General features: G+C 68.7%; 19 protein-coding genes. 5 read left to right on the plus strand and 14 right to left on the minus strand.

Going from position 1 to position 26,989, the window contains the following annotated elements:
* Positions 1-40: 40 nt before the first annotated feature.
* On the plus strand, positions 41-1,054 hold the full coding sequence (locus ASF06_RS03455; protein ID WP_055943336.1) for a sugar phosphate isomerase/epimerase family protein: 1,014 nt from the start codon (positions 41-43) through the stop codon (positions 1,052-1,054).
* Positions 1,055-1,064: 10 nt separating this feature from the next.
* Positions 1,065-2,240 (plus strand): epoxide hydrolase family protein, encoded by a 1,176-nt coding sequence (locus ASF06_RS03460; protein WP_055943339.1) that lies wholly within the window; start codon positions 1,065-1,067, stop codon positions 2,238-2,240.
* 13 nt (positions 2,241-2,253) lie between these two features.
* On the opposite strand, the gene ASF06_RS03465 is transcribed toward ASF06_RS03460, so the two are convergent.
* The 7 genes from ASF06_RS03465 to ASF06_RS03495 form a co-directional block, all read right to left on the minus strand.
* Positions 2,254-2,928 carry an AIM24 family protein gene (locus ASF06_RS03465; RefSeq protein ID WP_055925162.1) on the minus strand — a complete coding sequence of 225 codons (675 nt, stop codon included), beginning with the start codon at positions 2,926-2,928 and terminating at the stop codon, positions 2,254-2,256.
* Between the two features lie 148 nt (positions 2,929-3,076).
* On the minus strand, positions 3,077-3,829 hold the full coding sequence (locus ASF06_RS03470) for a DUF559 domain-containing protein (protein ID WP_055943342.1): 753 nt from the start codon (positions 3,827-3,829) through the stop codon (positions 3,077-3,079).
* A gap of 443 nt (positions 3,830-4,272) precedes the next feature.
* Positions 4,273-4,953 (minus strand): GntR family transcriptional regulator, encoded by a 681-nt coding sequence (locus ASF06_RS03475; protein ID WP_055925169.1) that lies wholly within the window; start codon positions 4,951-4,953, stop codon positions 4,273-4,275.
* An 85-nt stretch (positions 4,954-5,038) separates the two neighbouring features.
* Complete coding sequence (locus ASF06_RS03480; RefSeq protein WP_055925172.1) at positions 5,039-5,947, minus strand: creatininase family protein; 909 nt, start codon at positions 5,945-5,947, stop codon at positions 5,039-5,041.
* Positions 5,944-7,185: a Tm-1-like ATP-binding domain-containing protein gene (locus ASF06_RS03485; protein ID WP_055943345.1), complete on the minus strand. Its 1,242-nt coding sequence runs from the start codon at positions 7,183-7,185 to the stop codon at positions 5,944-5,946. Before ASF06_RS03485 ends, ASF06_RS03480 begins: the two co-directional genes overlap by 4 nt.
* 30 nt (positions 7,186-7,215) lie before the next feature.
* Positions 7,216-8,112 carry a sugar phosphate isomerase/epimerase family protein gene (locus ASF06_RS03490; protein ID WP_055925178.1) on the minus strand — a complete coding sequence of 299 codons (897 nt, stop codon included), beginning with the start codon at positions 8,110-8,112 and terminating at the stop codon, positions 7,216-7,218.
* Positions 8,113-8,183: 71 nt separating this feature from the next.
* A complete protein-coding gene (locus ASF06_RS03495; RefSeq protein WP_055943348.1) occupies positions 8,184-9,683 on the minus strand; it encodes an FAD-binding oxidoreductase in 1,500 nt (499 codons plus the stop codon).
* 137 nt (positions 9,684-9,820) lie between these two features.
* Here ASF06_RS03495 and ASF06_RS03500 point away from each other — a divergent pair, with 137 nt between their 5' ends.
* The 3 genes from ASF06_RS03500 to ASF06_RS03510 all read left to right on the plus strand — a co-directional run bounded on the left by ASF06_RS03500 (position 9,821) and on the right by ASF06_RS03510 (position 15,138).
* Entirely contained in the window at positions 9,821-10,930 is a 1,110-nt protein-coding gene (locus tag ASF06_RS03500) for a cytochrome c oxidase assembly protein (protein ID WP_235500875.1), read from the plus strand.
* Positions 10,931-11,028: 98 nt separating this feature from the next.
* Positions 11,029-12,072 carry an aldo/keto reductase gene (locus ASF06_RS03505; RefSeq protein WP_235500876.1) on the plus strand — a complete coding sequence of 348 codons (1,044 nt, stop codon included), beginning with the start codon at positions 11,029-11,031 and terminating at the stop codon, positions 12,070-12,072.
* 138 nt (positions 12,073-12,210) lie between these two features.
* On the plus strand, positions 12,211-15,138 hold the full coding sequence (locus tag ASF06_RS03510) for an alpha-L-rhamnosidase (protein WP_082500673.1): 2,928 nt from the start codon (positions 12,211-12,213) through the stop codon (positions 15,136-15,138).
* 136 nt (positions 15,139-15,274) lie between these two features.
* Here ASF06_RS03510 and ASF06_RS03515 read toward each other — a convergent pair whose 3' ends face one another.
* From ASF06_RS03515 to ASF06_RS03545, 7 genes are read right to left on the minus strand one after another with little or no spacing between them, the layout of a single operon-like run.
* Entirely contained in the window at positions 15,275-16,804 is a 1,530-nt protein-coding gene (locus ASF06_RS03515; RefSeq protein WP_055943352.1) for a glycoside hydrolase family 43 protein, read from the minus strand.
* Positions 16,801-19,284 carry a beta-glucosidase family protein gene (locus ASF06_RS03520; protein ID WP_055943354.1) on the minus strand — a complete coding sequence of 828 codons (2,484 nt, stop codon included), beginning with the start codon at positions 19,282-19,284 and terminating at the stop codon, positions 16,801-16,803. The genes ASF06_RS03515 and ASF06_RS03520 overlap by 4 nt, the downstream gene beginning before the upstream one ends.
* A 3-nt stretch (positions 19,285-19,287) precedes the next feature.
* The gene (locus tag ASF06_RS03525) at positions 19,288-21,075 is read right to left on the minus strand and encodes a glycoside hydrolase family 3 protein (protein ID WP_055943357.1); all 1,788 of its coding nucleotides are present in this window, start codon (positions 21,073-21,075) and stop codon (positions 19,288-19,290) included.
* A complete protein-coding gene (locus ASF06_RS03530) occupies positions 21,072-23,246 on the minus strand; it encodes a beta-galactosidase (protein ID WP_235500877.1) in 2,175 nt (724 codons plus the stop codon). The genes ASF06_RS03525 and ASF06_RS03530 overlap by 4 nt, the downstream gene beginning before the upstream one ends.
* On the minus strand, positions 23,243-24,103 hold the full coding sequence (locus ASF06_RS03535; RefSeq protein WP_055943360.1) for an ATP-binding cassette domain-containing protein: 861 nt from the start codon (positions 24,101-24,103) through the stop codon (positions 23,243-23,245). Before ASF06_RS03535 ends, ASF06_RS03530 begins: the two co-directional genes overlap by 4 nt.
* Positions 24,100-26,043 carry a dipeptide/oligopeptide/nickel ABC transporter permease/ATP-binding protein gene (locus tag ASF06_RS03540; RefSeq protein ID WP_235500878.1) on the minus strand — a complete coding sequence of 648 codons (1,944 nt, stop codon included), beginning with the start codon at positions 26,041-26,043 and terminating at the stop codon, positions 24,100-24,102. The genes ASF06_RS03535 and ASF06_RS03540 overlap by 4 nt, the downstream gene beginning before the upstream one ends.
* Positions 26,040-26,984, minus strand: a complete 945-nt coding sequence (locus ASF06_RS03545; RefSeq protein WP_235497123.1) for an ABC transporter permease — start codon at positions 26,982-26,984, stop codon at positions 26,040-26,042. The genes ASF06_RS03540 and ASF06_RS03545 overlap by 4 nt, the downstream gene beginning before the upstream one ends.
* Positions 26,985-26,989 lie beyond the last annotated feature (5 nt).

The raw sequence follows: 26,989 nt of genomic DNA on the forward strand, positions 1-26,989 counted from the left end.
TCCCTGAGCTTGTCGAAGGGCCGAATATGAGGAGAAGCACATGACACGCCCCGTCACCCTGTTCACCGGCCAGTGGGCCGACCTGCCGTTCGAGGAGGTGGCCAGGCTCGCCGGAGAGTGGGGCTACGACGGCCTCGAGATCGCCTGCTGGGGCGATCATCTCGACCCGTGGCGCGCAGCCGAAGACGACGCCTACGTGCAGTCGCGCCTCGACATCCTCGAGAAGAACAACCTCAAGGTCTTCGCGATCTCGAACCACCTCAAGGGGCAGGCGGTCTGCGACAACCCCATCGACTTCCGGCACAAGGACATGGTCTCGGCGAAGGTCTGGGGCGACGGCGACGGTGAGGGCGTTCGTCAGCGCGCTGCCGAGGAGATGAAGAAGACCGCGATCTCGGCGCGCAAGCTCGGCGTCGACACCGTCGTGGGCTTCACCGGCTCGAGCATCTGGCAGTACGTGGCCATGTTCCCGCCCGTGGGCCAAGACGTCATCGACGCCGGCTACCAGGACTTCGCCGACCGCTGGAACCCGATCCTCGACGTGTTCGAGGGCGAGGGCGTGCGCTTCGCCCACGAGGTGCACCCGTCGGAGATCGCCTACGACTACTGGTCGACCGTTCGCACCCTCGAAGCCATCGACCACAGAAAATCGTTCGGGCTCAACTGGGACCCGAGCCACATGGTGTGGCAGGGCATCAACCCGGTCGAGTTCATCACCGAGTTCGCCGAGCTGATCTACCACGTCGACTGCAAGGACACCCGCATGCGCAACGGCAACTCGGGGCGAGCAGGCATCCTCGGCTCGCACCTTCCGTGGTCCGACCCGCGCCGCGGCTGGGACTTCGTGTCGACGGGGCACGGCGACGTTCCGTGGGAGGACGCGTTCCGCGCGCTCAACCACATCGGCTACACCGGACCCATCTCGGTGGAGTGGGAGGACGCCGGCATGGACCGCCTGCGCGGCGCGCCCGAGGCCCTCGCCTTCGTGCGCTCGCTTCTGTGGGAGGCGCCCACGGCATCCTTCGACGCCGCCTTCTCGACGAAGGTCGACTAACCTTTCGCGCATGACGCCGACGCCCGAACCCTTCATTGCGACGGCGACGCCCGCGGATCTCGACGATCTGCGGGCTCGCCTGCGCGCCACCCGGTGGCCGGATGCGCCGGAGGACGCCGGCTGGTCGCTCGGCACCGACGTCGCGTACCTTCGCGAGCTCGTCGACTACTGGGCAGAGGAGTTCGACTGGCCCGCGCAGGAGGCGGCGCTCGCGCGCATCCCCCGGTTCCGGCTCGAGGTCGGCGGCCTCGGCATCCACTTCGCTCACGTTCGGGCGGTGCGGCCGCAAGGCGCCGCCGTCCCGACCGGTGCGAGTCCTGCCATGCCGCTGATTCTCAGCCACGGTTGGCCCGACTCGTTCTGGCGCTACTCGAAGGTGATCCCGCTGCTCACCGATCCCGGCGCGCACGGTGCCGACCCCGCCGACGCGTTCGACGTCATCGTGCCCGACATGCCGGGCTTCGGCTACAGCGAGAGGCCCTCCGGCCGACCGCTGAATTCGATCGACGTGGCCGGCCTCTGGGCCGAACTGATGGATGCGCTGGGGTACGGCCGCTTCGGCGCCGCCGGTGGCGACATCGGCAGTCACGTGAGTCGCTACCTGGCGCTCGACTTCCCCGAGAGGGTGCTGGCGGTGCACCGCACCGACGCCGGAATCCCCGTGGCCCTCCCGGGGCTCGAGCTCACGCCGCAGGAGCGGGCCTTCGTCGCCGATGCGGCCGCCTGGAATTCGAGCGAGGGCGCGTACGCGGCGATGCACCGCACGAAGCCGCAGACCGAGGCGGTCGGCCTCACCGACTCCCCCGCCGGCCTGGCCGCGTGGATCGTGGAGAAGCTGCGATCGTGGAGCGACTGCCACGGAGACCTCGAGAGCAGCTACACGAAAGACGAGGCCCTGACCCTCGTGACCATGTACTGGCTCACCGGCACGATCGGCTCTTCGATGCGCATGTATAACGCGAACTCCGCCATCCCTCCGGAACAGCTCGCCCGTCGCGTCGAGGTGCCCTCCGGCTTCGCGCTGTTCCCGGGCGACATCGTGCGGCCTCCGCGCGAGTGGCTCGACCGCGCCGCGAACACTGTGCACGTCAGCGAGCCTCCGCGCGGAGGGCACTTCGCGGCGTTCGAGGAGCCGGAGCTCTACGCCCAGGAGCTGCGCGACTTCTTCCGCCCCTACCGCGGCTGAGTTCGCAGGCCGGCTACGCCGTCGCGACCACGCCCGTGAACTCCGACGGCTGCACGATGACCCAGCCCGGGCCGTGGAACGCGTACTGGAAGGCCTCGCCCGATCCACGACCGATGAAGGCCCCGGCGCTCAGCGAAGACTTGACGGTCGGCTGCAGGTTCGCACTCCAGGCGACGGTGGCATTGATGTCGGTGAACGTGGGCTGCTGCGAGCAGTCGAGGATCATCGGGGTGCCCTGTGTGGCGACGGCCATGTGTCCGTGGCCGTGCACGGTCGTGTTCCAGAACCCACCGGCCAGCATGCTCGCACCCTTGAGTCGCGTGAGCTCGTAGCCGAGGTCGGCCTGGAACGCGAGGAGAGACGTTCCGTTGATCGTGATGCCCTCGCCCTCGAGCTGAATGAGGTGGATGTTGGCCCGGTGGTGCGCGAAGAACACGTCGCCGTGTCCGAACACGCGCATGAGCGGCTGGTCGTCCGACGAGACCATCTTGCGCAACAGGGCACCAGCATCCCTCGCACCTTCGTGCTTGAACTCGACGTTGCCCTGGTAGGCGACCATCGCGCCTTTTCTGGTGATGAGGTCTCGCCCGGGCGTGACCCGGGAGCGCAGCATGTAGGGGTTCTGCAGGGCCATCAGAGCGTCGGATTCGACCTCGTTGTTCTCCTGGCTGAAGAGTGTCGAGCGCATGGGGAGTGTCCTTCTCGTGCGTTGTGGAGGTGGTGGCTCCAGCCTAGGGGCGAGTGTCCCCTATGAGAGGGTGGATGGCACTATCGAGCGCACTCTCTGCCAGAGCGGGGCGCGGCGCGGCGCGGCGCGGCGGCGGCAGCATCGGCGGTCACGGGGTCCAGCCTCTCTCGCGGAGGGCGCGTTCTACACGGCGCGTCGCCTCGGCTGCGCCGTTGCGCATCTCTTCCTTGCGGATCTTCAGGGGAAACCAGTCGGCCCTGATGAACTCCTCGGTTCGCGTCATGTCGCGGTCGTACTGCACGGAGTCGGTCCTGTGCTGCTGTCCGTCGTACTCCACGATGAGCTTGTAGCGGCGGTACACCTTGTCGGCGCGCCCGATGCGCTCGCCCGTCTTCGAGTAGATCACCTGGTTGAGCTCGGGCTCCGGCAGTCCAGCCCTCACGATGGCGAGTCGGAGCTGGGTCTCCCTGCGCGACTCCGATCCGACGCGCACGTGCTCGAGGGCCTCGCGCGCCCGGCGCGCGCCCCGGCCGGAGTAGCCGGCCATGCGCATCCGGAGTTCGTCGAGGGTGACGAACGGACGCGGGTCTGCCGGGTTCACGTACTCGGGCACAAGGACAAGGTGGTCGGCCACGATGATGAGTTCGTCGAGCGAGACGCCGGGGGTCGCGGCCAGCTGCAGCCACGTCGAGGCGGGGTCGGCGACGGGGAATCCGAAGCGATCGACCACGATCAGATGCGGATCATTCGTCTCGTGGCCGACGATGCCTCGACCGCGGGCGGCGCGTTCCGGTGATCTCGACATCACATGCAGGGGCTCGAGCGCCGAGAAGTAACCGGCAAGCGGTGCAAGCCACATGCGAGCTGCGGTGGTGTGACTGAAGAACTGCCTGTCTGACATGCGGTGTCGATAGGCGGCGCAGACAGTGCTGAGCTGCACTGCGGTCCCGGCCGGCATCCGCACCCCGCGGAACGGGGTGGCGAGGTCGGAACTTCGCAGACGTGCCGGGCTGACACCTTCGGCGCGCGCTTGCCTGACAGAGAACGCGCGCCCCCGAAGCGGGGGAGGAAGGGGTCGGTGCGAAGTCATGCGCCCATGATGGGGCAGCAGCCCGACCGGATGGATGCCTCTCCACAGGGTCGTCTTCGACCGGGCGGCGACGCGAACCGACCCAAGTTGCTGTCTTCCGACGAAAGGAGAGCTGATTGCGTCGGTTCGCGTCGTCACCGAGAACGCGAACCGACGCTAACTGCTCTCCTTTCGCAGAAGGAGCGCACTATGCGGCAAGTCGCTGGGGAGGAGAGGAGGGGAAGGCCGGGCAGAGCGCCGGCGGGGCGCCGAGGCTACGCGTCGCCCAGCAGCATCGCAGCGGCGTCGAGCATGTCGAGCATGCGACGGCGCATATGGCCGATGTGCTCTTTCACCGCGGGTTCGATGGCTGCGTAGTCCTTGGCGATCATGGCGTCGGCCAGCACCTGGTGCTCGGTCGAGCACGCCTCGAGGCGGTGCTGCAGCGTTGCCGCGCGCAGCCAGAAGCGCTGGATGCGACGTCGCGTCTCCTTGACTGTGTCGGCCACCAGCTGGTTGCCCGCGATCCCGTTGACCAGTCGGTGGAAAGCGAGGTCCGCCTCCGACCAGGAGTCGCGATCGTCGCCGTGCGCCGCCCGCGTCATCTCCTCGACCGACGAACGCAGGCGCTGGATGTCGTCTTCCGTCAGTTTCTCGGCCGCTTTGCGACAGATGTAGGTGTCGAGAACCTCGAGCAGGTCGCAGGCGTCGTTGACCTCGGTGCGCGTAAGCTGCGACACGGTGAAGCGCGCGTTGTCGGTGCGCTTGACGAGCCCCTCCTTCTCGAGGCGCTGCAAGGCCTCGCGCACCGGAGTGCGCGAGATTCCGAGCTGGTTGGCGATGCGGTTCTCCGAGAGCGGCGCTCCGGATCGCAGGCGGAAGCCCGTTATCTCCGAGAGCAGGAACTCGTAGGCGTCGTTGACCCGTGAGCTCGCTTCGGTCGTTGTGATCACCATCGAAGACCACCCTTCTTGTGCACTAAGAATATGCTCCCGTGACGACGCCGGCCCGCTTCGACAAGCTCAGCGACCGGCGCAACGATCACAGCACGCGGTCGACGAACTCCCGGTTGTGCACCGTCACCGGAACCTTCTGCAGCTCGAGGATGCCCCGGGCGACGTGCTCCGACAGCCGGCGGAAGGCCTCGTGCCCCTTCTCGGCCGTGGCGCGCATCGGGTTGCCGATGATTCCGTTCTCGACGAACTCGTGGTGGTCCATGGGGAAGCTGAAGTACTGGTACCCCTCGAACTCGGCGTCGGGCATCCCGTCGTCTTTCGAGAACGCCTTCGGCAGGAAGGCAGGGATGTGCGCGCGGGTGTCGACGGCGCGCTCCATACGCACGAGGTTCTCGTTCCAAGCCAGGTCTTGAGACGTCTCGAGCTCGGAGGAGTGCCAGCCGGGTGTCTCCTCGGGCGGGTTCTCCATGAGTCCCTTCAGGATGCCCTCGTAGCGCTCCATGTAGGGCTTCACGAACGAGATCAGCGCGCCCGTCTCGTAGCGGAGCTTGCGCAGCACCGGGTCGACGACCTTGATGTTCGAGCCGTGGCCGTTGATGAAGATGATGCGGTTGAATCCGTGATGGATGAGACTGCGCGCGATGTCGTTCATCAGCGCGAGCAGCGTCGACGAGCGCACCGTGATCGTGCCGCGCCCCTCGCCCACGCCGTACATGTGCTGCGGCGAGTAGCCCGTCCAGATGGGCGGGGTGTGCAGCACGCCGATCTCCTCGGAGATGCGCTCCGAGATCTCGACCGCCGTGATCGTGTCGGTGAACAGCGGCAGATGCGGACCGTGCTGCTCGGTCGACGCGATGGGAACGAGCACCGTGTCCTTCGTCTTGAGGTACTCGCCGATGTCGACGTACGAGAGGTGCGCCAGGTTCCACGAGCGGAACTTCTCGCGGAACTCCTCGTCTCCCTCGGTCAGTCTGTTCACAATGCGTTCGCTCATGCGAGTGCCTCCTTGGGGCGGGTCGAGTCGAGGATGGTGCTGAACAGCTCGGCGACATGGCGCCCGAGCTCGGGGTCGTTGATGTGCAGGTCGATGGTCTCGACGGGTATGTCGGGCCGGATGTTCGCCCGCACCTCCTCGAGGAACGCGGCGTCGGCCGCGGGGTTCCAGAACGGACCGTCGGGCGTCGACGGGATCGACAGCCCGCGGGTCGGAACGACGACGCGCACCGGCCCGGTGGCCGAGTTCAGCCGATCGGCGAAGATGCGCCCGATCTGCCGCATCTCGTCTTCGGGGGTGCGCACGAGCGCGTACTCGGGATTGTGGTCGTAGACGGGTCGACCCGCGAGCGCCGAGGGGATCTGCCCCGCCGCAAAGACCGAGAAGTCGATGCAGCCGGGCACGACGACCTGCGGCAGGCCGAGTTCACCCACGACCCGCAGACGGTTCGGCCCGCCGTTGTGGATGCCTCCGGTCAGCGGATCCGTGATCTCGTTCGTCGTGTAGTCGATGACCCCCACGAACTGGCCGGCCGCCGCGAGCTCCTCCATGGCGGGCCCGCCGACGCCGTTCGAGTGGAACACCACCGTCTCGTAGCCGAGCTCCGCGAGGCGCGCCTTCATCGCCTCCACGGCGTGGGTGGTGTTGCCCAGCATGGTGGTCGCCACGTAGCGGGTGTCTGCCGACGGCGGGCCGAGCGGATGACCCGCCCGCAGCATCCCGAGCATCGCCGCGGCCACGTTGTCGAAGACCGTGGTCGAGATAGGGTTGAGGCCCAGGATGTCGACGATCGAGTGCACGACCATCACGTCTTTCGTGCCCACATACGGCGCGAATTCGTGGTGTCCGGATGCCGTCGGCGCGACGACGATCTTGGGCACGCCCACGGGCAGGACCTGGATGGCGGCGGCGCCCATGACCGAGCCCACTCCCCCGACGCTGATGCCGCCGACCACCTCTCCGAGGGCGAACTTCTCGCGCACCAGGTCGGTGACGAGGGTGCGCATGATCTCGACGGCGCGTCCGCGGGTTCCGGCGTGCTGCAGCTCGTCGAGGGTCATGCCCCCTCGACGAGCCAGCTCGCCGTGCGAGATGTCGGGCGTGATGTCCACCGGCTCGCCCAGGATGCCGGAGTCGATCACGAAGGTGTCGACGCCCAGGGAGGCGAGGCGATCGCGCAGATACGCGACCTCCGGCCCCTTGGTGTCGAGCGTCGCGATGAGTACGACAGCACCCATGACGGGCTCCCTTCGAGAAAGAATCACGGCCTACTTCGTGATCAGCGGCAGCAGCGTCTCGGCGTTCACCTTGACCAGCCAGTCGTAGTACTCCTCGGTGAGGATGGACGAGCCGTGGTCGATGATGAACTTCAGCTGGTCGGGGTCGATGTCGAGCCCGTCGAAGTTCGTCTCGAGCGCGTTGGGGTACTTGTTCGCCGGCGTGCGGTCGACGGGGGCCACGAACTCCGCCGTGAGGGCGCCGTCGTAGCCGATCTCCTCGAGTGTCGAGACGACCCTCTGCCAGTCGTAGTCCCCGTAGCCCGCGGGCATCCGGTTGTTCTCGGCGACGTGGAAGTCGACGAGCTTCGGGCCGACGAGCCGGATGGCATCCCAGAGGTTCGCCTCCTCGATGTTGATGTGAAACGCGTCCAGCACCACTCCGAGGTTCGGGCCCACGGCGTCGCACAGCGCCAGGGCCTGCTCGGCGCGGGTGATGAGATACGACTCGAAGCGGTTGAGCGGTTCGATGCCGACGCGCACGCCTTTGGCCTCGGCAACCTCGTAGATCTCCTTGACGCCGTCGACGAGCCAGCCCCACTCGTTCTCGGGAGTCGAGTCGGGCGTGATCTTGCCCACCTCGCCGGGAACGAGCGTGAGGATCTGGCCGTCGAGGTCGGAGACGAGCTGGATGCAGTCCTTCACGTACTGCACGCTCGATGCGCGCACACCTTCGTCACCGGACTGCATGTTGCGCCCGCCGACCATGAGCGTCACCGAACCCCAGCAGTCGAGGCCGTAGTGGTCGAGCAGCCCGCGCACGTGCTTGGGGTCGTACTTCTCGGGCTCTCCCGAGATCTCGATGCTCTTGTAGCCGTATTTCGCGAGACGGGCGATCGTGGTCTCGATCGGTTCCGATCGCATCCAGTTGTGCATGGACAGATGCATGACTCTCTCCTTTGAGAATTGCGGGGTGGGGGTGAGGCTGTTCAGTTGTGGGGCCGGATGCCGGGGGCCGGCTACCAGCGGGAGTTGCGGGGCGGCCCGAAGCCGAGTTTGCCGGGATTCATGATTCCGTCGGGATCCCACGCGTCTTTGAGTGCACGCATGAGCTCGAAGCCGGTGCCGTGCTGGAGACGCATGAATCGACCGAGCTTCATTCCCACGCCGTGGTGATCATTGAGCACGCCCCCCGCTGAGATTCCCTCACGGATTCCAACATCCCACAGCCTGTCGTGCAGCGCCATGGCCTCGGCCGGGTCGGTGGGCGGCTCGTCGACGTAGAACCGGTCGTAGATCATGGCGCCCCAGTCGTACCAGTGCGAGAGGTGGGCCGTGTAGCGGGCGCCGTAGTCGGCGAACTGCGCTTCGATCGCCGTTTTCTTGGCCCGGTAGATCGCGGGCAGGTCACTGAAGCGGGCGACGGTGTCGAATGTTCCGTAGAGCAGAGGAGGCTGGGGCAGTTTGCCCTTCGCGTAGGGCTCGTACTTTCCGTCCCACCAGATGCGCCCGACATCGGGGCCGAGCGAGGTGCCGCCGGCCTTCTCCGCCTGTGCGGTGATGGCGCGCAGCTCGTAGTCGACGAGCTCCTGGTCGCCGTCGCACATGATCACCATGAGGGTGCCGGTGAACGGGGTGCCGACCCAGTCCTTGAGCTTCTTCGAGTCGGCCTCGTCGTAGAGCCGGATGACCGCGGGACGCAACCTGGCGGTCATGATGCGGCGACCGGCATCCATGCCCGCGAAGATGTCGGGGAAGCTGAACGAGAGGAACCCGCGGGCCTCGGGCAGCGGGTCGATGCGGAGGCTGGCCTCGGTGATCACGCCGAGGGTGCCCTCGCTGCCGACGAAGGTCTGCAGCAGGTCGGAGCCCGCGGCGTGGCTCGGGACGTTCAGCGTCTTGACGACCGTGCCGGGCGCGACGACGGCCTCGACCTGCAGCACCTGGTCTTCGGCCTTGCCGTACTTGGTGCTCACGACCCCCGAGCCTCGGGCGGCTATGAAGCCGCCGATCGTGGCGCCGAGGTGGTAGCTGCCGGGGTAGTGCGCGAGCGTGAGGCCCTTCTCGTTGAGGGCCGCCTCGAGCGTCGGGCCGTCGATTCCCGCACCCGTCGTCACGACCAGGCTCTCCTCGTCGATCTCGACGATCTTGTTCAGGCGGGTGAGGTCGACGGCTATTCCGCCGTAGGGTGCGAAGGTGCCGCCCTGGGTGCCGGAGCCGCCGCCGCGCGGGACCACGGGGATGCGGTAGTCGGATGCGAGTCGTACGACGGCCTGCACGTCGGCCGTCGTTCCCGGGCGCACCACGAAGTCGGCGGCGGGCACCGCGAGATCGCGATACTGCAGGTACTTGCTCATCCACGACCAGTCGGCGGCCTGCTCCTGCGTCTCGGCCTGATCGATCGACACGTGCTCGGCGCCGATGGCCATCTGGAGTTCGCGCAGCACGTGGCCCCGCAGAAACGAGGAGCCGCTGACGAGTGTGGTGTCGACGCTGCTGCCCAGATCATGGTTCCCCACGGAGACTCCTTTGTGTCGTGTGGACGGTTCGTGTCACGGTCCGGGGTCTGCATCGACCTTGTATCCGAACCTGTATACAAGCAAGAACACTATGTGGTGTTTGGGTGTGTGTCAACACATCCGCGTGCGCTCGAACGGTGAATGACATCGAGATCGAAGACAGCATCGCGTCGCGCCTGGGGCTGGGACTCGCCGCCATCGGCCGCCCGCAGCAGGAACGCAAGGCGCACTTCCTCGGCATGCTCGTGAGTTGCGGGTGGTTGGCCCCCCAGCCGAAGGGTGGCCCAGCCGCGAGGAGTAGCATCCGTGACGTTCGACCCTTCGCGAAAGGCACGCTGACGCCTCCCCTCGACACCCTCCTCGGCTCGTGGTCGCTCGACCCGACCGCACTCACGGCGATACTCGCCAGCGCCGCGCTGTATGCGATCGGCGTGCGGCGCATCCGGTCTCGTGGCGGCCGCTGGCCGGCGTCGCGAACCGTGCTCTTCATCGTCGCCGGGCTCGGCTCGTGGGCCGTGGTCTCGTTCGGCTTTCTCGGCACCTACAGCGGAGAGCTGAGACTCGCGTTCACCACGCGCATCGCGCTACTGCTCTTCGTGGTTCCCGCGCTGATGGTGCTGGGCCGCCCCGTCGAACTCGCCAGACGCTCCCTCGGGCCATGCGGTTCCGCACGGCTCGAACGTGTGCTGTCGTCGTGGATCGTGCGCGTCACCGGCAACGCGGCATTCGCCACTCTGTTCGCCGCGCTCGCCTTCTGCGTCTTCCTCACCCCACTCGCCGGCGCGCTCAGGCTGAGCTCCGTCGCGGAGCCAGTCATCGGCTTGCTGGTGCCGGCCATCGGGCTGCTGTTCGCCCTGCCCCTGGTCGAGAACTCGGCGGCGCGCAGCACCCTGTTCATTACAGCCGAGTTCTTGCTGGCGTTCGTCGAGCTGGTTCTCGACGCCATTCCCGGCGTGCTGATGCGGTTGAACGACGGCGTGCTGGATGGCGTCGGCCCGGGCGTCGCGAGCGGAGTCGGCGCCGTCGCATCACAACTCGTGCCCGGTTGGTGGCCGAACCCGGTGCACGATCAGCACCTCGCGGGCGACCTGCTCTGGTTCATCGCCGAGATCGCCGACGTTCCGATTCTGATCCTGCTCTTCGTGCGCTGGTCGCGCCTCGACCGCAGAGATGCGAAGAAGATGGATGTGCTGAGCGACGACGAGATGGACGCCCTGACCCGCGAGCACCTCGGCCGCCGCGGCTGAGAATCGGCGCCCGTTCGGCCCATCCGCGCCCGGCCGTCTGGCAGCGGATGCACCGAGTTGGCGCCGATGCGCCCGCCCGATCCGCGTACGCTCGAATCGTGGATGACATCGAGATCGAAGACAGCATCGCGTCGCGCCTGGGGCTGGGACTCGCCGCCATCGGTCGCCCCGCGTACATCACCGCCGGGCGCGCGAAGGACCTGGGCGAGGGCGCCGATCGCAGCGTGGATGCGATGCGCGAGCGGGCGCACAAGCTTCTGGATGCCGCGTGGTGGCTGGGCATCCGCTACGTCGACGCGGCGCGCTCGTACGGACGCGCCGAGGAGTTCCTCGGATCGTGGCTCGCCGCGCATCCGGGGTATCGCGACGAGCTGACCATCGGATCGAAGTGGGGCTACGAGTACACCGGCGACTGGCGGCTCGACGCGGCGCAGCAGGAGCGCAAGGAGCACTCCCTCGCCATGTTCGACCGCCAGTGGGCCGAGACGCTCGAGGCGCTCGGCACCGAACCCGACGTGTACCTCGTTCACTCCCTGACCTCCGACAGCACGGCCCTCGACGACGGCGCGCTGCTCGACCGGCTGCGCGCGCTGCGCGAGAGCGGGGTGCGCGTGGGCTTCTCGACGAGCGGGCCGGCGCAGGCCGCCGTGATCGAGCGCGCGCTCGGCCTCGCCGACTCCCCGTTCTCTGCCGTGCAGTCCACCTGGAACCTGCTCGAGCCCTCGGTGGGCGAGGCGCTCGCCGCAGCGAACGATGCCAAGTGGCTCGTCGTGGTGAAGGAGGTGCTGGCCAATGGGCGGCTGACATCGCGGGCCGCGGGTGCGGGTGCTGCCGGCGGGTCTGTTCCGGGCGCTGCCGACGAGTCGGTTCCGGGCGCGGCCGGCGAGGCGGTTCCGGATGCCGCGGTCGCGGCCGCCGCTGCCCTCGCCGCCGAAGACGGCCAGCGCGTCGACGGACTGGCCATCGGCGCGGCCGTGGCGCATCCGTGGGCCGACATCGTGCTGACCGGAGCGGTGACCCGCAAGCAGCTCAAGCAGAACCTCGAGGCGCGCGCGCCGTCACTCGACGAGGAGCGCCTCGCGGCACTGGCCGAGCCGGCCGAACAATACTGGGAGGCGCGCGCCGCCCGCCCCTGGAGCTGACGCCCAGCGCCGGTCGAGTAGCGAGGAACGAGCGTATCGAGACCACCCCGCCCCGCCCACTAGCGGTAAAAACCGAACGACTGTAAGGTTTTTGAATCGGTTCATTCGCCGCGCGTCCCACGTCTCAACGGAGAGTCCATGTCCCAGTCACCATCTGACGCCACTGTCACCGTCTCGAAGCTCTGGGCCGAGGGCCGTGGCCGACCCGAGTTCCTGGCCACGGGCATCCCGTCGCTCTCGTGGCAGGTGACCACGGATGCGCCGGGCTGGCTGCAGGCGTCGGCCGACATCGAGGTGCGCCGCGGCTCGCAGCGCGGCTCGCATGCCGAGAGCTCGAATGCCGGGGGTTCGAATGCAGGCAGCACGGAGTCGTTCACCGTCGACGGGCGCGAGTCGCAGCACGTCGCCTGGCCGTTCGCGCCGCTCGCCGCCTACGACTCCGCCGAGGTGCGCGTGCGCGTCCATGGCGAAGACGGCTCGGAGTCGGAGTTCGGCGACTGGCACCTTCTCCGCACCGGCCCGCTCACTGCCGACGACTGGGTCGCCCCCTTCATCGCCGTCGATGCAGAGACGAGCGACCGCGGAACCGTACGCTTCCGCACCGAGTTCACGCCGCGCGACGACGTCATCTCCGCGGTGCTCTCCGCCACCGCCCATGGCATCTACGAGCTCACCCTCGCGGGTTCGGTCGTGGGCGACGAGGTGCTCACCCCCGGCTGGACCGTCTACGACGACCGCCTCACCTTCCAGAGCTACGACGTGGCCGACCGCCTCGCCGCGGGTGAAGCCGTCGTGCTCGGCGCCACCGTGGCCGAGGGCTGGTACCGCGAGCGCTTCGGCTTCGACGGCAACTTCGCCACCTTCTACCCTGGCCCCGTCGCCCTCTCGGCCCAGCTCGTCGTGAGCTACGAAGACGGCACCGTCGAGCGCGTCGTGACCGACGACAGCTGGCAGGGCACCGCCGCCGGGCCCGTCGTCAGCGCCGGCATCTACCCCGGCGAGGTGTTCGACGCCCGCCTCGACGACAGTGCGCTCCTCGCCGTCGGCGCCGCGTTCCCCGAGCCGGCCCGCGCCCACGAGCTGAGCACCGACGAAGCCGACCCCGCGCGGCTCGTGCCGTCGTTCGCGCCGCCGGTGCGTCGCATCCAGACCGTGCCCGCGCAGCGCATCTTCACCTCGCCGTCGGGCAAGACCCTCGTCGACTTCGGCCAGAACCTCGTGGGCTGGCTCGAGCTGCGCATCGATGCGCCGGCCGGGCACGAAGTGACCCTGCGCCACGCCGAGGTGCTCGAAGACGGCGAGCTGGGCATCCGGCCGCTGCGATTCGCGAAGGCGACCGACACGTTCACGGGCGACGGGGGCGGCGAGCGCACCTGGAGCCCGCGCTTCACGTTCCACGGGTTCCGCTACGCCGAGATCACGAACTGGCCGGGCGAGCTCACGCTCGACGACGTCTCGGCCGTGGTCGTGCACAACGACATGGTGCGCACCGGCTACCTCGAGACGAGCAATCCGATGCTCGACCAGCTGCACTCGAACGTGCTCTGGGGCATGCGCGGCAACTTCCTGAGCCTGCCGACCGACTGCCCCCAGCGCGACGAACGCCTCGGCTGGACCGGCGACATCCAGGTCTTCGCGCCCACCGCGAGCTACCTCTACGACACGAGCGGGTTCCTCGGCTCGTGGCTGCGCGACCTCGAGGCCGAGCAGCGCAAGGCGGCGGGCGTCGTGCCCTTCGTCGTGCCGAGTCCCCTGCCGATGCCGCCCATGCCGGCAGCCGCGTGGGGCGATGCCGCGACGCTGGTTCCGGATGCCCTCTTCGAGCGTTTCGCAGACCGGGCCGCGTTGGCCGCACAGTACGAGAGCATGACCCGGTGGGTCGACGTGGTGGATGCGTTGGCCGGCGACGACCACCTGTGGACGGGCGGGTTCCAGTTCGGGGACTGGCTCGACCCGAGCGCGCCGCCAGAGAACCCGGCGAAGGCGAAGACCGATCCGGACATCGTGGCCACCGCCTACTTCTACCGCTCGACGGCCCGCACCGCGGAGGCCGCCCGCGTGCTCGGCCATGCGGCCGACGCGAGCCGATACGGCGAGCTGGCCGAGGGCATCCGATCGGCCTTTCTCGCCGAGTATGTGACGCCCGCCGGGCGCGTGATGTCGGATGCGCACACCGCGTACGCGATCGCGATCGGCTTCGAGCTGATCACCGAGCCGCAGGCGCTGGCCACGGCCGGGGCGCGACTCGCGGAGCTGGTGCGCTCGCACGGCTATCGCATCGGCACCGGATTCGTGGGCACTCCCCTGATCTGCGACGCGCTCGTTCGCGGCGGGCAGAGCGACGTGGCGTTCAGGCTGCTGCTCGAAGAGGGCTGCCCGTCGTGGCTGTACCCGATCACCATGGGCGCGACCACGATCTGGGAGCGCTGGGACAGCATGCTGCCCGACGGCAGCATCAACCCCGGGGAGATGACCTCGTTCAACCACTATGCGCTCGGAGCGGTCGCGGACTGGATGCAGCGCTCGATCGGCGGAATCGCTCCCGGCGCCGCGGGGTACTCGGTCGTCGAGATCGCGCCTGTACTCGGGGGCGGGCTCACCAGTGCGCACGCGAACCTCGACACCAGCTTCGGTCTCGTCGACGTGTCGTGGATGCTCGAGGGCGGGTCGTTCTCGCTCGTCGCGGTGGTTCCGCCGAACGCCACCGCGCGCGTCACGCTACCGGGTGCGTCTTCTGCCGATGCGATCGAGGTCGGATCGGGGCGGCACGAGTTCATGGTCGACGTGTCCGCGCTCGTCGCCGCCGCCGAGGTCGAGCCGCTGACGATGGAGACTCCCCTGTCTCGGATCGTCGGCGACACCGAGGCGCGCGACGGACTCGAGGCGCTCTTCGCGGAGCTCGGCTACTTCATCGGCCTGGGCTGGACGAAGGACGGCCGCTGGAAGAGTGGCAGCCCTCTGGGGAAGTCGCTCATCATGATGCCCCCGCACAACGTCGCCCGCGTAGAGCAGTACCTGACCGCCCTGAACGAGTCTCGTTCAGCTGGTTCGACCACCGCGAGCTGACCTGAAGTGCTGCCTTCCGGCCGACGGAGGGCACCGAACTGACGCAAACTGCTCTATTTCGACAGAAAAAGAGCACTTCGCGTGAGTTCGCCAGCACCCCAGAGCACTTCGCGTCAGTTCGCCAGCGCAGAGCGGGTCAGTCGCGGCCCGTGTAGTGGAAGGCCGTGAAGGCCACGTCTCCGGAGGTGGCGTAGAGGCCTATGACGCGGCCCGTGAACGAGGCGGCGGTCTCCTGCGAGAGGTAGCGGCCGTCGACGCGTGCCAGCTCGTGCTGCTCGCCCTCGGCGGTTTCGGCGCTCAACACGACGACATCGCTCGTGAGGTTCGGCAGGAAGCCCTCGCCGACCGACGCCACGAAGTCGAGGCGCAGCGTCACGGGCGACTCCGGTGCGATCGAGGCGCTCCACTCCTGCCGGATGCCCGCCACGGCCGCGCGCGCGGTCACCCGTCCCGCAGACACCTCCACCTCGTAGTGGTGCAGCTCGTCGTAGCGAACACCCAGCCCGCCGAGACCGTCCGATCCGGGGTCGACCAGCACCGACACCGAGGCGAGCGGATGCTGCTGCCGATACCCGAGGAACGCCGGCCTCAGATCGTCGAGACTCGACCCGTCGCCGCTCAGAACGACATGCCCCGGCCGAGCACTCAGCGACGCGAACGACGACGGATACCGCCGCACGCCGATCCACTCGAGCCCCAGCGAGGCTCCCTCGAACGAATCCGAGAACTCGAACTGCCCCGCCCGCGGGTTCAGTAGAACAGGGTCGGCCTCGAGCCACCCGTCGGCCGTCCAGCGCGCGTCGGTGATGAAGGTCTCGCGTCCCATCGCCGAGAACGCCTGCGTCATGCCGGTGGGCCGCATGCCGAGCATCACGATCGCCCAGCCGCCATCCGGGGTCTCGACGAGGTCGCCGTGGCCGGTGTTCTGGATGGGCCGCGAGGTGCTGCGCGCCGACAGGATGGGGTTGCCCGGCCCCGGCTCGAACGGCCCCGCCGGGTGCGTGCCACGGGCCACGCTGATGCCGTGCCCGCGCTCGGTGCCGCCCTCGGCGATCACGAGGTACCAGTAGTCGCCGTGCTGGTACAGGTGGGGCGCTTCGGGGAACTTGAGCCCGGATCCCTGCCACAGCGGAACGGGCCAAGAGAGCACGGCGCCGGTCGAGAGGTCGACGGTCACCTGCAGGATGCCGCCATGCTCGCCGGGAGGGTTGCCGCTGGTCACGTCGAGGCCCGAGTAGGTGATGTACGCGAGCCCGTCCGAGTCCCAGGCGAGGTCGGAGTCGATGCCGTGCACCCCGTCGACGAGCGTGCCGTCGCTCCAGGGGCCGGCCGGGTCGGTGGCCGTGAAGATCAACATTCCGCGACCCATCGCATCCGTCACGACGACGTAGAAGACGCCGTCGCGGTGCCGGATGGTGGGAGCCCACGCCCCGCCCAGCGTCGGCACCGCGTGCGAGTCGAGCTGACCCTCACGCGAGACGACGTGGCCGATCTGCGTCCATTCGACGAGGTCGCGGCTGTGGAACACGGGGATGCCGGGCAGGTACTCGAAGGTCGAGTTCACCAGGTAGTAGTCGTCGCCGACCTTCAGCACGCTCGGGTCGGGGTAGAAGCCGGCGATGAGCGGGTTGGGCCAGGCACTGCCGGCTGTGACACCCTCGCTCACGCGGTGACCTCGACCGACTTCGAGCGGGCGAGCGCCGAGACGCTGGTGCCCGCGTGCAGGCGGAACACGCCCGGCTCGTAGTGCCAGCCCGGGGCGCCCTGCGCATCCACGCCCCAGTCGGCGAAGGCGCGAGCCGACACCGGAATGGTGACCCACGCACTCTCGCCCGGTTCGACGCGCACGGCGGCGAAGCCGACGAGCCAGCGCACCGGGCGATCGATCGCCGAGGTCTCCCGCGAGGCGTAGAGCTGCACGACCTGCTTGCCGAGACGCGTTCCCGTGTTCGTGACGCGCACGGCGGCCGAGATGGTGCCGCCCTCGGCGATCGACGAGGTGTCGAGCGCGAGGTCGTCGACTGTCCAGGTGGTGTAGCCGAGACCGTGGCCGAATTCGTAGGCGGGCTCTGTGCCGGCCTTCAGCCAGGCCCGGTAGCCGATGTGGATGCCCTCGTCATACGACACGACGCCGTTCTGGGGCGTCACGTCGATCACGGGCACGTCGGACTGCTCGATCGGCCAGGTCGTGGGCAGGCGGCCGCCCGGCTCGGCGAGCCCGAGCAGGATGTCGGCGACCGCGTCTCCGTACTCCTGTCCTCCGAACCAGCTGAGCAGAACGGCCGCGACCTCGTTGCGCCACGGCAGCAGCACGGGCGATCCCGAGTTGACCACCACGACGGTGCGCGGGTTGACCGCGGCGACGGCGCGCACGAGCTCGTCCTGCCGACCCGGAAGAGCCAGCGACTCGCGGTCGTAGCCCTCGGACTCGACGCGCGAGTTCGTTCCCACGACCACCACGGCGACGTCGGCCGAACGGGCCGCCTCGACGGCGTCGGCGATGAGCTGCTCGGGGTGCGAGCGATCCGGCTCGATGCCGATCGTGATGCTCAGCGCGCCGGCCAGCGGACCGCCCTGCTCGATGTCGTACTCGATCGTCACGTCGATCGGCTCGCCCTCGACGACCGGTACAGCGACCGAGCTCGAGGGCGGCGAGAGGAACGCCGCGCCGAGGTCGGTTCCCGCGGTGACCACGTTCTCCTCGTGCAGCAGTTCGCCGTTCACGATCACCCGGCCGTTGCCGGCGCCCGCGAAGCCGAGAAGAATCTCGCCCGTCGCATCCGGCGTGTAGCGGGTGCTGAACTCGAGCGACGAGGCCTGCGCGATCGGGGCGTCGCCGCCGAACCAGACGAGCGCCGACGCGCGGCGGTCCTCGTCGAAGATCGAGGCACCGGATGCGTCGAGGAAGCGCACGTGCGCGCCCGGTTCGCCCGTGGCCGGGTTGGTCATGCTCTCGAGCGGAAGCTCGGCGATGCCCTCCTGCACGACCGCGCCGACGGAGTAGCTGATCGCGACGTCGGGAAGCGCGCTGCGCAGTCCGTCGAGCGGAGTGACCACCTTGTCGGGAAGGACCGTGGCGCTTCCGCCGCCCTGGGTGCGGGCGAAGCGGGCGTTGTGCCCGATCACGGCGACCGATGTCAGCGACGCGGCGTTCCACGGCAGCTCGGAGTTCTCGTTGCGCACGAGAACGGCGCCCTCGACCTCGGCGGTGCGCGCGAAGGCGACCCCGTCTTCGATGACGACCGGCTCGGGCACGGGGGCGTCGAATCCCTCGAGCGCTCCGACCCGGGCGGCGAGGGCCAGCAGGCGCAGCACCTTGCGGTCGACGGCCGACTCCTCGACCTCGCCGGCACGAACTGCGGCGACGAGGGCGTCGCCCCAGGGACCGGCCGGTCCGGGCATCACCAGGTCTTGGGAGAAGCGCGCACTGTTCACGTCGCGCACCGCAGTCCAGTCGCTGATGACCACTCCGTCGAAGCCCCACTCCGAGTTCAGCGGGGTCTCGAGCAGGTCGTTCTCAGTGACCGTGGCGCCGTTGACGGAGTTGTACGAACTCATGACGAGCCAGGCGTGCGCCTCGGTGATGGCCTTCTCGAAGGCAAGCAGGTAGAGCTCGCGCAGGGGGCGCTCGGCCACGCGCACGTCGACGGTGAAGCGGTCGGTCTCGAAGTCGTTGGCGATGTAGTGCTTGGGCGTCGCGCCCACGCCGTTCTCCTGCATGCCCACGACGTAGGCGGCGGCCAGGTCGGCGGTGAGCACCGGGTCCTCGCTGAACGCCTCGAAGTGGCGGCCGCCGAGCGGGGAGCGGTGCAGGTTGATGGTCGGGCCGAGCACAACGTCGACGCCCTTGCGACGCGCCTCCACGGCGGCGACGTTCCCGTAGCGGCGGGCGATGTCCGCATCCCATGACGAGCCGAGCGCGGTGGCCGAGGGCAGGTTGAGTGACGGGCTGCGCTCGTCCCACACTTCGCCGCGAACACCCGACGGCCCGTCGGAGACGAGCATGCGGCGCAGTCCGATCTTCTCGAGCGGCCACGTGGCCCAGAAGTCGTGCCCGGTGAGCACGAGCACCTTCTCTTCGAGGGTCAGCTTCGACAGCAGTTCGAGTAGTCGCGGGTCGGCGGGGGCCTGGATGAGGTCGGTCATGACTTATTTGCTTTCTGTTGAGCGTCGAGCGTGTGAGTAGCTGAGGCCGTGGCCGAAATCGAAGAGGGGGTCGGCGAAGCGGTGCGGCTGGTCGAGGTCGCCGGCGAGCACGTCGCTCATCGAGCGCGGCAGCTGGAACGGCAGGCGTCCCTCGGGCTCGGCCCTGCCGAAGAGCACGTCGAGCACGGCGCGGTCGCTCGATCCGAAGTCGCCGACCACCGCTGCGGCCTCGGCCGCGATCTCGGGGATGACCGCCGGGCGCTCGAGGTTCTGCACCACGACGGTGGGCCGCCCCGCGAGCGTTTCACGGATGCGCGCCAGCTCGTCGGGAGCGAAGTCGAGCGGCCCCGAGTGGAAGTTGCTCTCGAAGATCGTGGTCTGCCGGTGATCGTGCGGGGTCGACAGGCGCAGGATCACCACGTCGGCGTCGCCGACCGAGCTCGCCACGTCGGCGTATGCGAACAGCACGGCGTCGTCGATGTCGGGCGCGAAAACGCGCAGCCCGTTGGCCAGCGGCAGGGTCGGATGCGCCGGGTCGCCGTTCGTGAGCAGCGTCAGCGAGCGACGCTGGGCCTCGAGGCCCGCGGCCACGAGATCGGCCCGGCCCACGACATCCGCAGCCGTCGACGGGTCGAGCGGCTCGGCGTCGAACAGGCCGAGTCGCAGCTTCTCGCGCAGGATGCGCCGCACCGACGAGTCGATGCGCGCCTCGCTGACGCGGCCGTCGCGCACGAGCTGGGCCACGAGCGAGCTCTCCGAGTCGCCGCCGAACTGGTCGACGCCCGCCTCGAGCGCACGCTGGGTGCGGGCGGGCGGATCGAGCTGCTCGATGCCCCACGCACGCGCCACGAACATCTGCCCCATGATCTCGTGGTCGTTCAGCACGCCCCAGTCGGTCGAGATGATGCCCTCGAACTCGAGCCCCTCGCGCAGCATTCCGGTGATGACCTGGCGGTTGAAGGCGAACGCCACCTCTTCGAGCTCGGTGCCCACGGGCATGCCGTAGTAGGCCATGACCTGGTTGGCGCCGGCCGCGAGCGCGGGCGGAAACGGCGCGACGTGCTCGGCGAGGTGCCCGCCCGGGTAGACCTGCTCCCTGCCGTGGGCGAAGTGCGGGTCCTCCCCGTCTTTCTGGGGGCCTCCACCGGGAAAGTGCTTAACCATCGTGGCCACGGAGTCGGGTCCGAGCTCGGGCGTCTGCACCGCCTTGATGAACGCCGAGGCGAGTTCGCTCGTGAGCTCGGGATCGCCGCCCCAGGTTCCGCTGATGCGCGACCAGCGCGGCTCGGTCGCGATGTCGATCTGGGGGCCGAGCAGAAGCCGGATGCCCACGGCCCGGAACTCCTGCCGCACCGCGTCGCCGAAGCGGCGGGCGAGCTGGGGGTCGCGGGTCGCGGCGAGTCCGGTGCGCTCGGGCCAGGCCGAGAAGTCTCCGGCAGCGTGGGAGGCGCCGGCGCGCTCGGTCGCGGCGGAGCGCGGGTCGCTCGACACCGTCACGGGAACGCCCGACCCGGTCTGCCGGGCGAGCACCTGCAGCGCGTTGTACCAGCGCGCCTGCTCGGCGGGCGGCAGCACGTTGACCAGGTTCATGTGGGTCACGTGGTGCTTCACCACGAAGTCGTGCACCGGGCCCGGAAGCAGCGGCTGCCCGTCTTCGGCGGGAATGGCTGAGGCATCGACGAAGGCCATGGCGTGGAACATCTGGCCGGCCTTCTCGTCGAGGGTCAGCGACGCGACGATCTCTGCCAGGCGGGCTTCTCCGGCCTCGTCGAGATCGAGCGAGCGGGTCATGGGGTCTCCTTGAGTGAGGGTGTTTCAGAAGGCGTCAAAGATTCGGTCGCGAGCACGCGCACGTCCCACGCGCCCAGTTCGAGAGCCGAGCCCGACGGGAGCACCGGGCCCGCGGCATCCAGCACATCGACGAGTTCGCGCGGAATCGCGACCGAGTGCTCGAGCCACGACCAGTTGTGCACGAAGAAGACGCGGCGCCCATCGGGCCCGGTCGAACTCGTCACGGTGACGCTGGGCGGCAGTTCGCCCCACGCGGCCACGGGCTCGGCGACGAGCCATTCGGCGATCGAGTGCGCGAGCTGCTGGTTGGGCACGGTGCCGACCATCGTGATGCGACCCCGGTCGTGGGCTCTCGTCGTCACGGCGGGCCAGCGGCCGAAATGCGGATGCACATACGACACGAGGTCGTCGGCCGTGGTGGGGGTGAGTCCGTCGATCCAGTCGGTCGCCGCCGAGCCGTCTCGCAGGGCGAGGCCGGCGATGCCGTCGGGCGCATCGGATGCCGCGGTCACCTCGAGCGGTTCGGTCAGGTTCGCGAGCTCGTCGTACCAGGCGCCCGCTGCGTCGTCGAGCCGCGCGGGCTTCTGCTCGAGGCGGGCACGGCCCTCTCGGTCGGAGTACGCGGAGCGCGGCCCGAGAACGAGGTGGCCGCCGGCCTCGGCATAGTCGCGCAGCCAGTCGAGCTCGGCGTCTGCCGCCGTGAAGAAAGCGGGCACGATGAGCACGGGAAGCTCGGCCGCGACCGCGGCGGCATCCCGGCCCGCGATCGGCTCGACGCCATTCGCGGCCCGTGTGGGGAAGAGCTGCTGCGGGCGCACGAGCCGGGTCTGCAGACCCGCGTCGAACGCGCCCCGCACGAACGACGCCATGATCTTGCGGTACGCGTCGGCATCCAGGTACTGGCCGGGCGCCGCAAACGGGGCCTGCGACGACAGGGCGAACTTGCTGTCGGAGTCGTAGAGCACGGCGACGTCGACGTCGGGTGTGCCGTCGGAGATGAGTTCGCCCGCGCGGCCGAACTCGGCGCCGAGCAGGGCCAGCTCGCGGTAGGTGCGACCGGGTTTCTGGCTGTGCGGCAGGATTCCGCCCCAGTAGGTCTCGGTGCCGAAGTGCAGCGTGTGCCAGTGCCAGTACTCGATCATGTCGGCGCCGCGGGCCACGAGCGCCCAGGCGGCCTGGCGCCACTGGCCGTCGTAGGGCGAGAAGTTCATGGGCGAGTGGCCGATCGACGACGCGTTCGTCTCGGTCACGAGAAAACGGGCCTGCTTCGACGAGTACATGAGGTCGGCGAGGTGGAAGAGCGCCCAGGTGCCCTTGACGATCCAGCCGGTCGAGCGCTCCTCGGTCGACGGATGCGCCAGCGACGACTCCATCTCGTAGTACGCATTGCCGCTGGCCACGTCGAGCTCGGCCGAGAGGTCGACGTCTTCGACCCCGAGTTGGTCGTACGAGATGCAGGTGGTCACGAAGTGCGCGGGGTCGGCGATCTCTCGCACGATGCCGGCCTGCCAGCCGATGAAATCGGTTACGAGTTGCGCCTGGAAACGCCGCCACGCGAGGTCGTACTGCGGCTGGTAGTTGCCGTCGGGAACCCAGAGGTCGTCCCAGGTCGAGAGCCGGTGCGACCAGTAGACGAGGCCCCACTCGCGGTTCAGCGTCTCGACGTCTCTATAGCTGTGCCGCAACGAGTCCTTGAACGCCTCGAAGACGCCGTGGTTGTAGAGCAGTCGGATGCCCGGCTCGTTGTCGACCTGATAGCCGATGATCGCGGGGTGGTCGCGATAGCGCGTGACGATCTTGCGGATGATGCGCTCGGCGTGGAACAGGAATGCCGGGTTGGTGAAGTCCATCTCCTGCCGGTTGCCCCAGCGATTCGGCACGCCGGTCGCCACGTCGGCAGCGACCTCCGGATGCTTACGGGCCAGCCACATGGGCACGGCGTACGTCGGCGTGCCGAGGATCACGCCGATACCGCGGGCGTGGGCGCCGTCGAGCACGGGCTGCAGCCAGTCGAGGTCGAAGACGCCGTCCTCCGGCTCCCACGTCGACCAGACCGACTCGCCCACGCGGATGACCGTGAATCCGGCCTGCTGCATGAGGTCGAGGTCGTCGTCGAGCCGGGGGCTCGGCTGGTACTCGTGATAGTAAGCGGCTCCGAAACGGATGCTCACAGAGCTCCCGCCTGCTGGCCCTGCTGGCTCTGTTCGGTCAGAAGGCGCTCGCGCTCGGCACGACGCTGCTCTTGGCGCACGGGGTCGGGAACCGGAGCGGCGAGGAACAGTCGCTGCGTGTACGGGTGATTCGGGCGAGCGGTGACCTGGTCGCCGTCACCCCACTCCACGATCTCTCCGTGGTACATCACGGCCACGCGGTGGCTGAGGTTGCGCACCACCGCGAGGTCGTGGGAGACGAAGAGGTAGGCCACGCCGGTGCGCTCCTGGATCTCTTTGAAGAGGTCCATGACCCGCGCCTGCGTCGACAGGTCGAGCGCCGACACCGGCTCGTCGCAGACGATCAGTCGCGGCTCCAGGGCGAGGGCTCGGGCGATCGCGATGCGCTGGCGCTGGCCGCCGGAGAACTCCCGGGGCAGGCGGTCGGCGGCCGACTGCGGCAGGCCGACCTGGTCGAGCAGCGACAGAACTCGCCGCGATGCCTCCTTTGCGGGGATGTTCTTGATCGTCAGGGGCTCCACCAGGATCTGCTCGATCGTGAGAGACGGATTGAGCGAGGTGTAGGGGTCTTGGAAGACCACCTGGATCTCGCTCGACAGTGCGCGACGCTCGCGACGACCGAGGTGGGCGATGTCGGCGCCCTTGTAGAGGATGGAGCCGCCCGTGACCGGAGCGAGTCCCAGCACGGCGCGACCGAGCGTGGTCTTGCCCGATCCCGACTCGCCGACGAGACCGACGGTCTCGCCGGGTCGGATGTCGAGCGAGACCCCCTTGAGGGCGGTGAAGGGCGCCTTGCGGAATCCCTTGATCGGGTATTCGACCACGACGTCTTTGACATCGAGCAGCAGCTCGCTCATCGCAGGCCTTCCTTCTCAGTCTGTGCGGCGACGAGCTCGCCGCGGGGCTCGCCCTCCTCGAGGATCGCCGCGAAGAGCGCTTTCGTGTATTCGTGCTCGGGGGCGGCGAAGATCGACCGCACCGGCCCGGTCTCGACGATGCGACCGGCGCGCATGACAGAGACCCTGTCGCACAGGTCGGCGACGACGCCGAAGTTGTGGGTCACCAGGATCACGCCCATGTTCAGCTCCGCCTGCAGCTCGCGCAGCAGACTCAGAACCTCGGCCTGCACCGTCACGTCGAGGGCGGTCGTCGGCTCGTCGGCGATGAGCAGATCGGGGTCGCACGAGATGGCGCCCGCGATCAGCACCCGCTGGGCCATGCCGCCAGAGACCTCGTGCGGATAGGCGTCGAAGGTGCGCTGGGGGTTCGGGATGCCGACCCGCTCGAGCAGTCCGAGGGCACGCTTGGTCGCCTCCGCCTTGCCGAGCCCGAGCACCACGCGCATCGGTTCGACGAGCTGCGAACCGATCGTGAACGATGCGTCGAGGTTCGACATGGGCTCCTGCGGAATGTACGCGATCTTCGCGCCGCGGAGCTTGGTCATCTCGTTCTCGGTGGCGTGGGCCAGGTCCTTTCCTTCGAACGAGATCGACCCGTCGATGACACGACCTCCGTCGGGCAGAAGGCGGAGCACACTCCACGCGGTCTGGGTCTTGCCCGAGCCCGACTCGCCGATGAGTCCGTGCACCTCGCCGCGGCGCACCCGCAACGACACGTCGTTGACCACGACCTTGATCGACCCGTCGGGCTGGTCGTAGCCGACGGCGAGATTCCTGACCGAGAGCAGCTCTTCGCCGAACGGGTTGCCGGTCGACGACCGGCCTCCGTCTTCGGGGTCGGGATGCACGACCACGGGGTGCACGATCTCTCGCGGCTCCGAGGCGGTCGGCTGCTCGAGGGCCAGGCGGCGCTCCTCCTCGGAGATCGTGGCCATGCCGACGGTGGAGAGGTGGGCGGCCTTGACGATGGGGGCCTCGGTGTCGCGGTTGCGGTTCTTGCGGCGCTTGACCGGACCGGCGGTTCGCTCGAGCTCGTCGCGCATGACGTTGGCGAGCAGCGTCAGCGCGATGCAGGTGAGGGCGATCGCCGACGCAGGCCAGATCATCAGATCGGGGTTCGTGTAGATCTTGGCGAACGCGTCGTTGAGCATCGACCCCCAGCTCGGCACCGTCGTGTCGCCGAGGCCGAGGAAGTCGAGTCCGGCCTGGATCGCGATCGCGATTCCCGTGATCATGGCGGCCTGGATGATGACGGGGGCGCGCACGACCGTGAGGATGTGGCGGGCGATGATCCGGGCATCCGAGAGACCGGCGACCCGCGCCGCGTCGACGTAGAGCTCGTTGCGCACGGCCGAGACCGAGGCGTAGACCAGCCGGAAGAACGCGGGCGACAGCAGCACGCCGAAGATCGCCATCGACAGCCACATCGACGGGCCAAGCACGGCCCGGGCCGCGAGCAGCACGACGATGCCGGGGAGCGCCATGAGGAGGCCCGCGAACCACGACGAGACGGAGTCGAACCACTTGCCGAAGTAGCCGGCGATCAACCCGCTGACCACTCCGATGACCGCGGCGACCGCGAGGGCCAACAGGGCGCCGGCGAGCGAGAACCGTGTGGCGAAGAGAAGCCTCGAGAGAACGTCGCGTCCGGCCGAGTCGGCGCCGAGCGGGTGCTCGCCTCCAGGAGGAGCGAGAACCTCCTGCAGCGAGGCGGTGTTCGGGTCGGCCGGAGCGAGCAACGGGGCGAAGATCGCGGAGAGCACGAGCAGCCCGAGGAAGATGAGCGCGATGAGGCCCACGGGGTTCTTGACCAGCTTGCGGAAGAGCGACACCCGGGCGGCGCGTTCTTCGAGCGCGGGAGTCAGCTGCGGATCGGGCAGGGGCATGGAGGAGGTCACGAGAGTCGCACCTTCGGGTTGAGGAAGCCTTGCAGAATGTCGATGACGAGGTTCACGACCACGACGATGATGGCCGTGACCACGACGAGACCCATGACGAGAGGAATGTCGCCCTGGTTGGTGGCACTGACGGCCACCTGGCCGAGGCCCGGAATGGCGAAGACCTGCTCGACGATCACGGCCCCACCGAGCAGACCGACGAACTGCACCGCGAGAACGGCGAGTGCAGGTCCCCCTGCGTTGCGCAGAACGTGCTTGTAGATAACGCGATTCGCCGAGAGCCCGCGACTGCGGAGGGTGCGCACATAGTCCTGGCGCAGGGCGTCGATGACCGATCCGCGGATCTGCTGGGTCACGCCGGCGATACCGCCGATGGCCAGGGCGATGACGGGAAGGGTGATCGACGACAACCAGCCAGAGGGCGAGGTCGCGAACTGCACAAAGCCTGTCGGCTTGAACCAGCCGAGGTTGATGGCGAAGACGATGACCAGACCGAGGGCGATGAGGAACCCGGGAATGGCGAAGCCGAGAACGGAGATGACCTGCACGAGCCTGTCCGGCCAGCCACGCCGGCGCGCGGCCCACACACCGAGCAGCACGGCGACGATAGCGCTGATGAGCGTCGCGCCGATCACGAGGGAGAGCGTCACGGCGACCCGAGAGGAGATGGCCTGAATGACCTCCTGGCCGGTGAACCACGATGTGCCGAAGTCGCCCACGACGGCGTGGGACACCCAGTCGACGAACTGTTCGTAGAGGGGCCGGTTGAGACCCAGCTGCTCGGTCTTCTGGGCGACGGTCTCGGCCGTCGCGGTCTGGCCGAGGATGCGGCGGGCGATGTCGCCACCGCCGACGTAGAGCAGGCCGAAGGCGATCGTCGAGATGACGACGATCAGCACCACGCCGGAGGCCAAACGCCTCAGAATGAATCTCAACACCATTGTTC

The sequence above is a fragment of the Agreia sp. Leaf244 genome, from assembly GCF_001422695.1.
GTDB lineage: Bacteria > Actinomycetota > Actinomycetes > Actinomycetales > Microbacteriaceae > Agreia.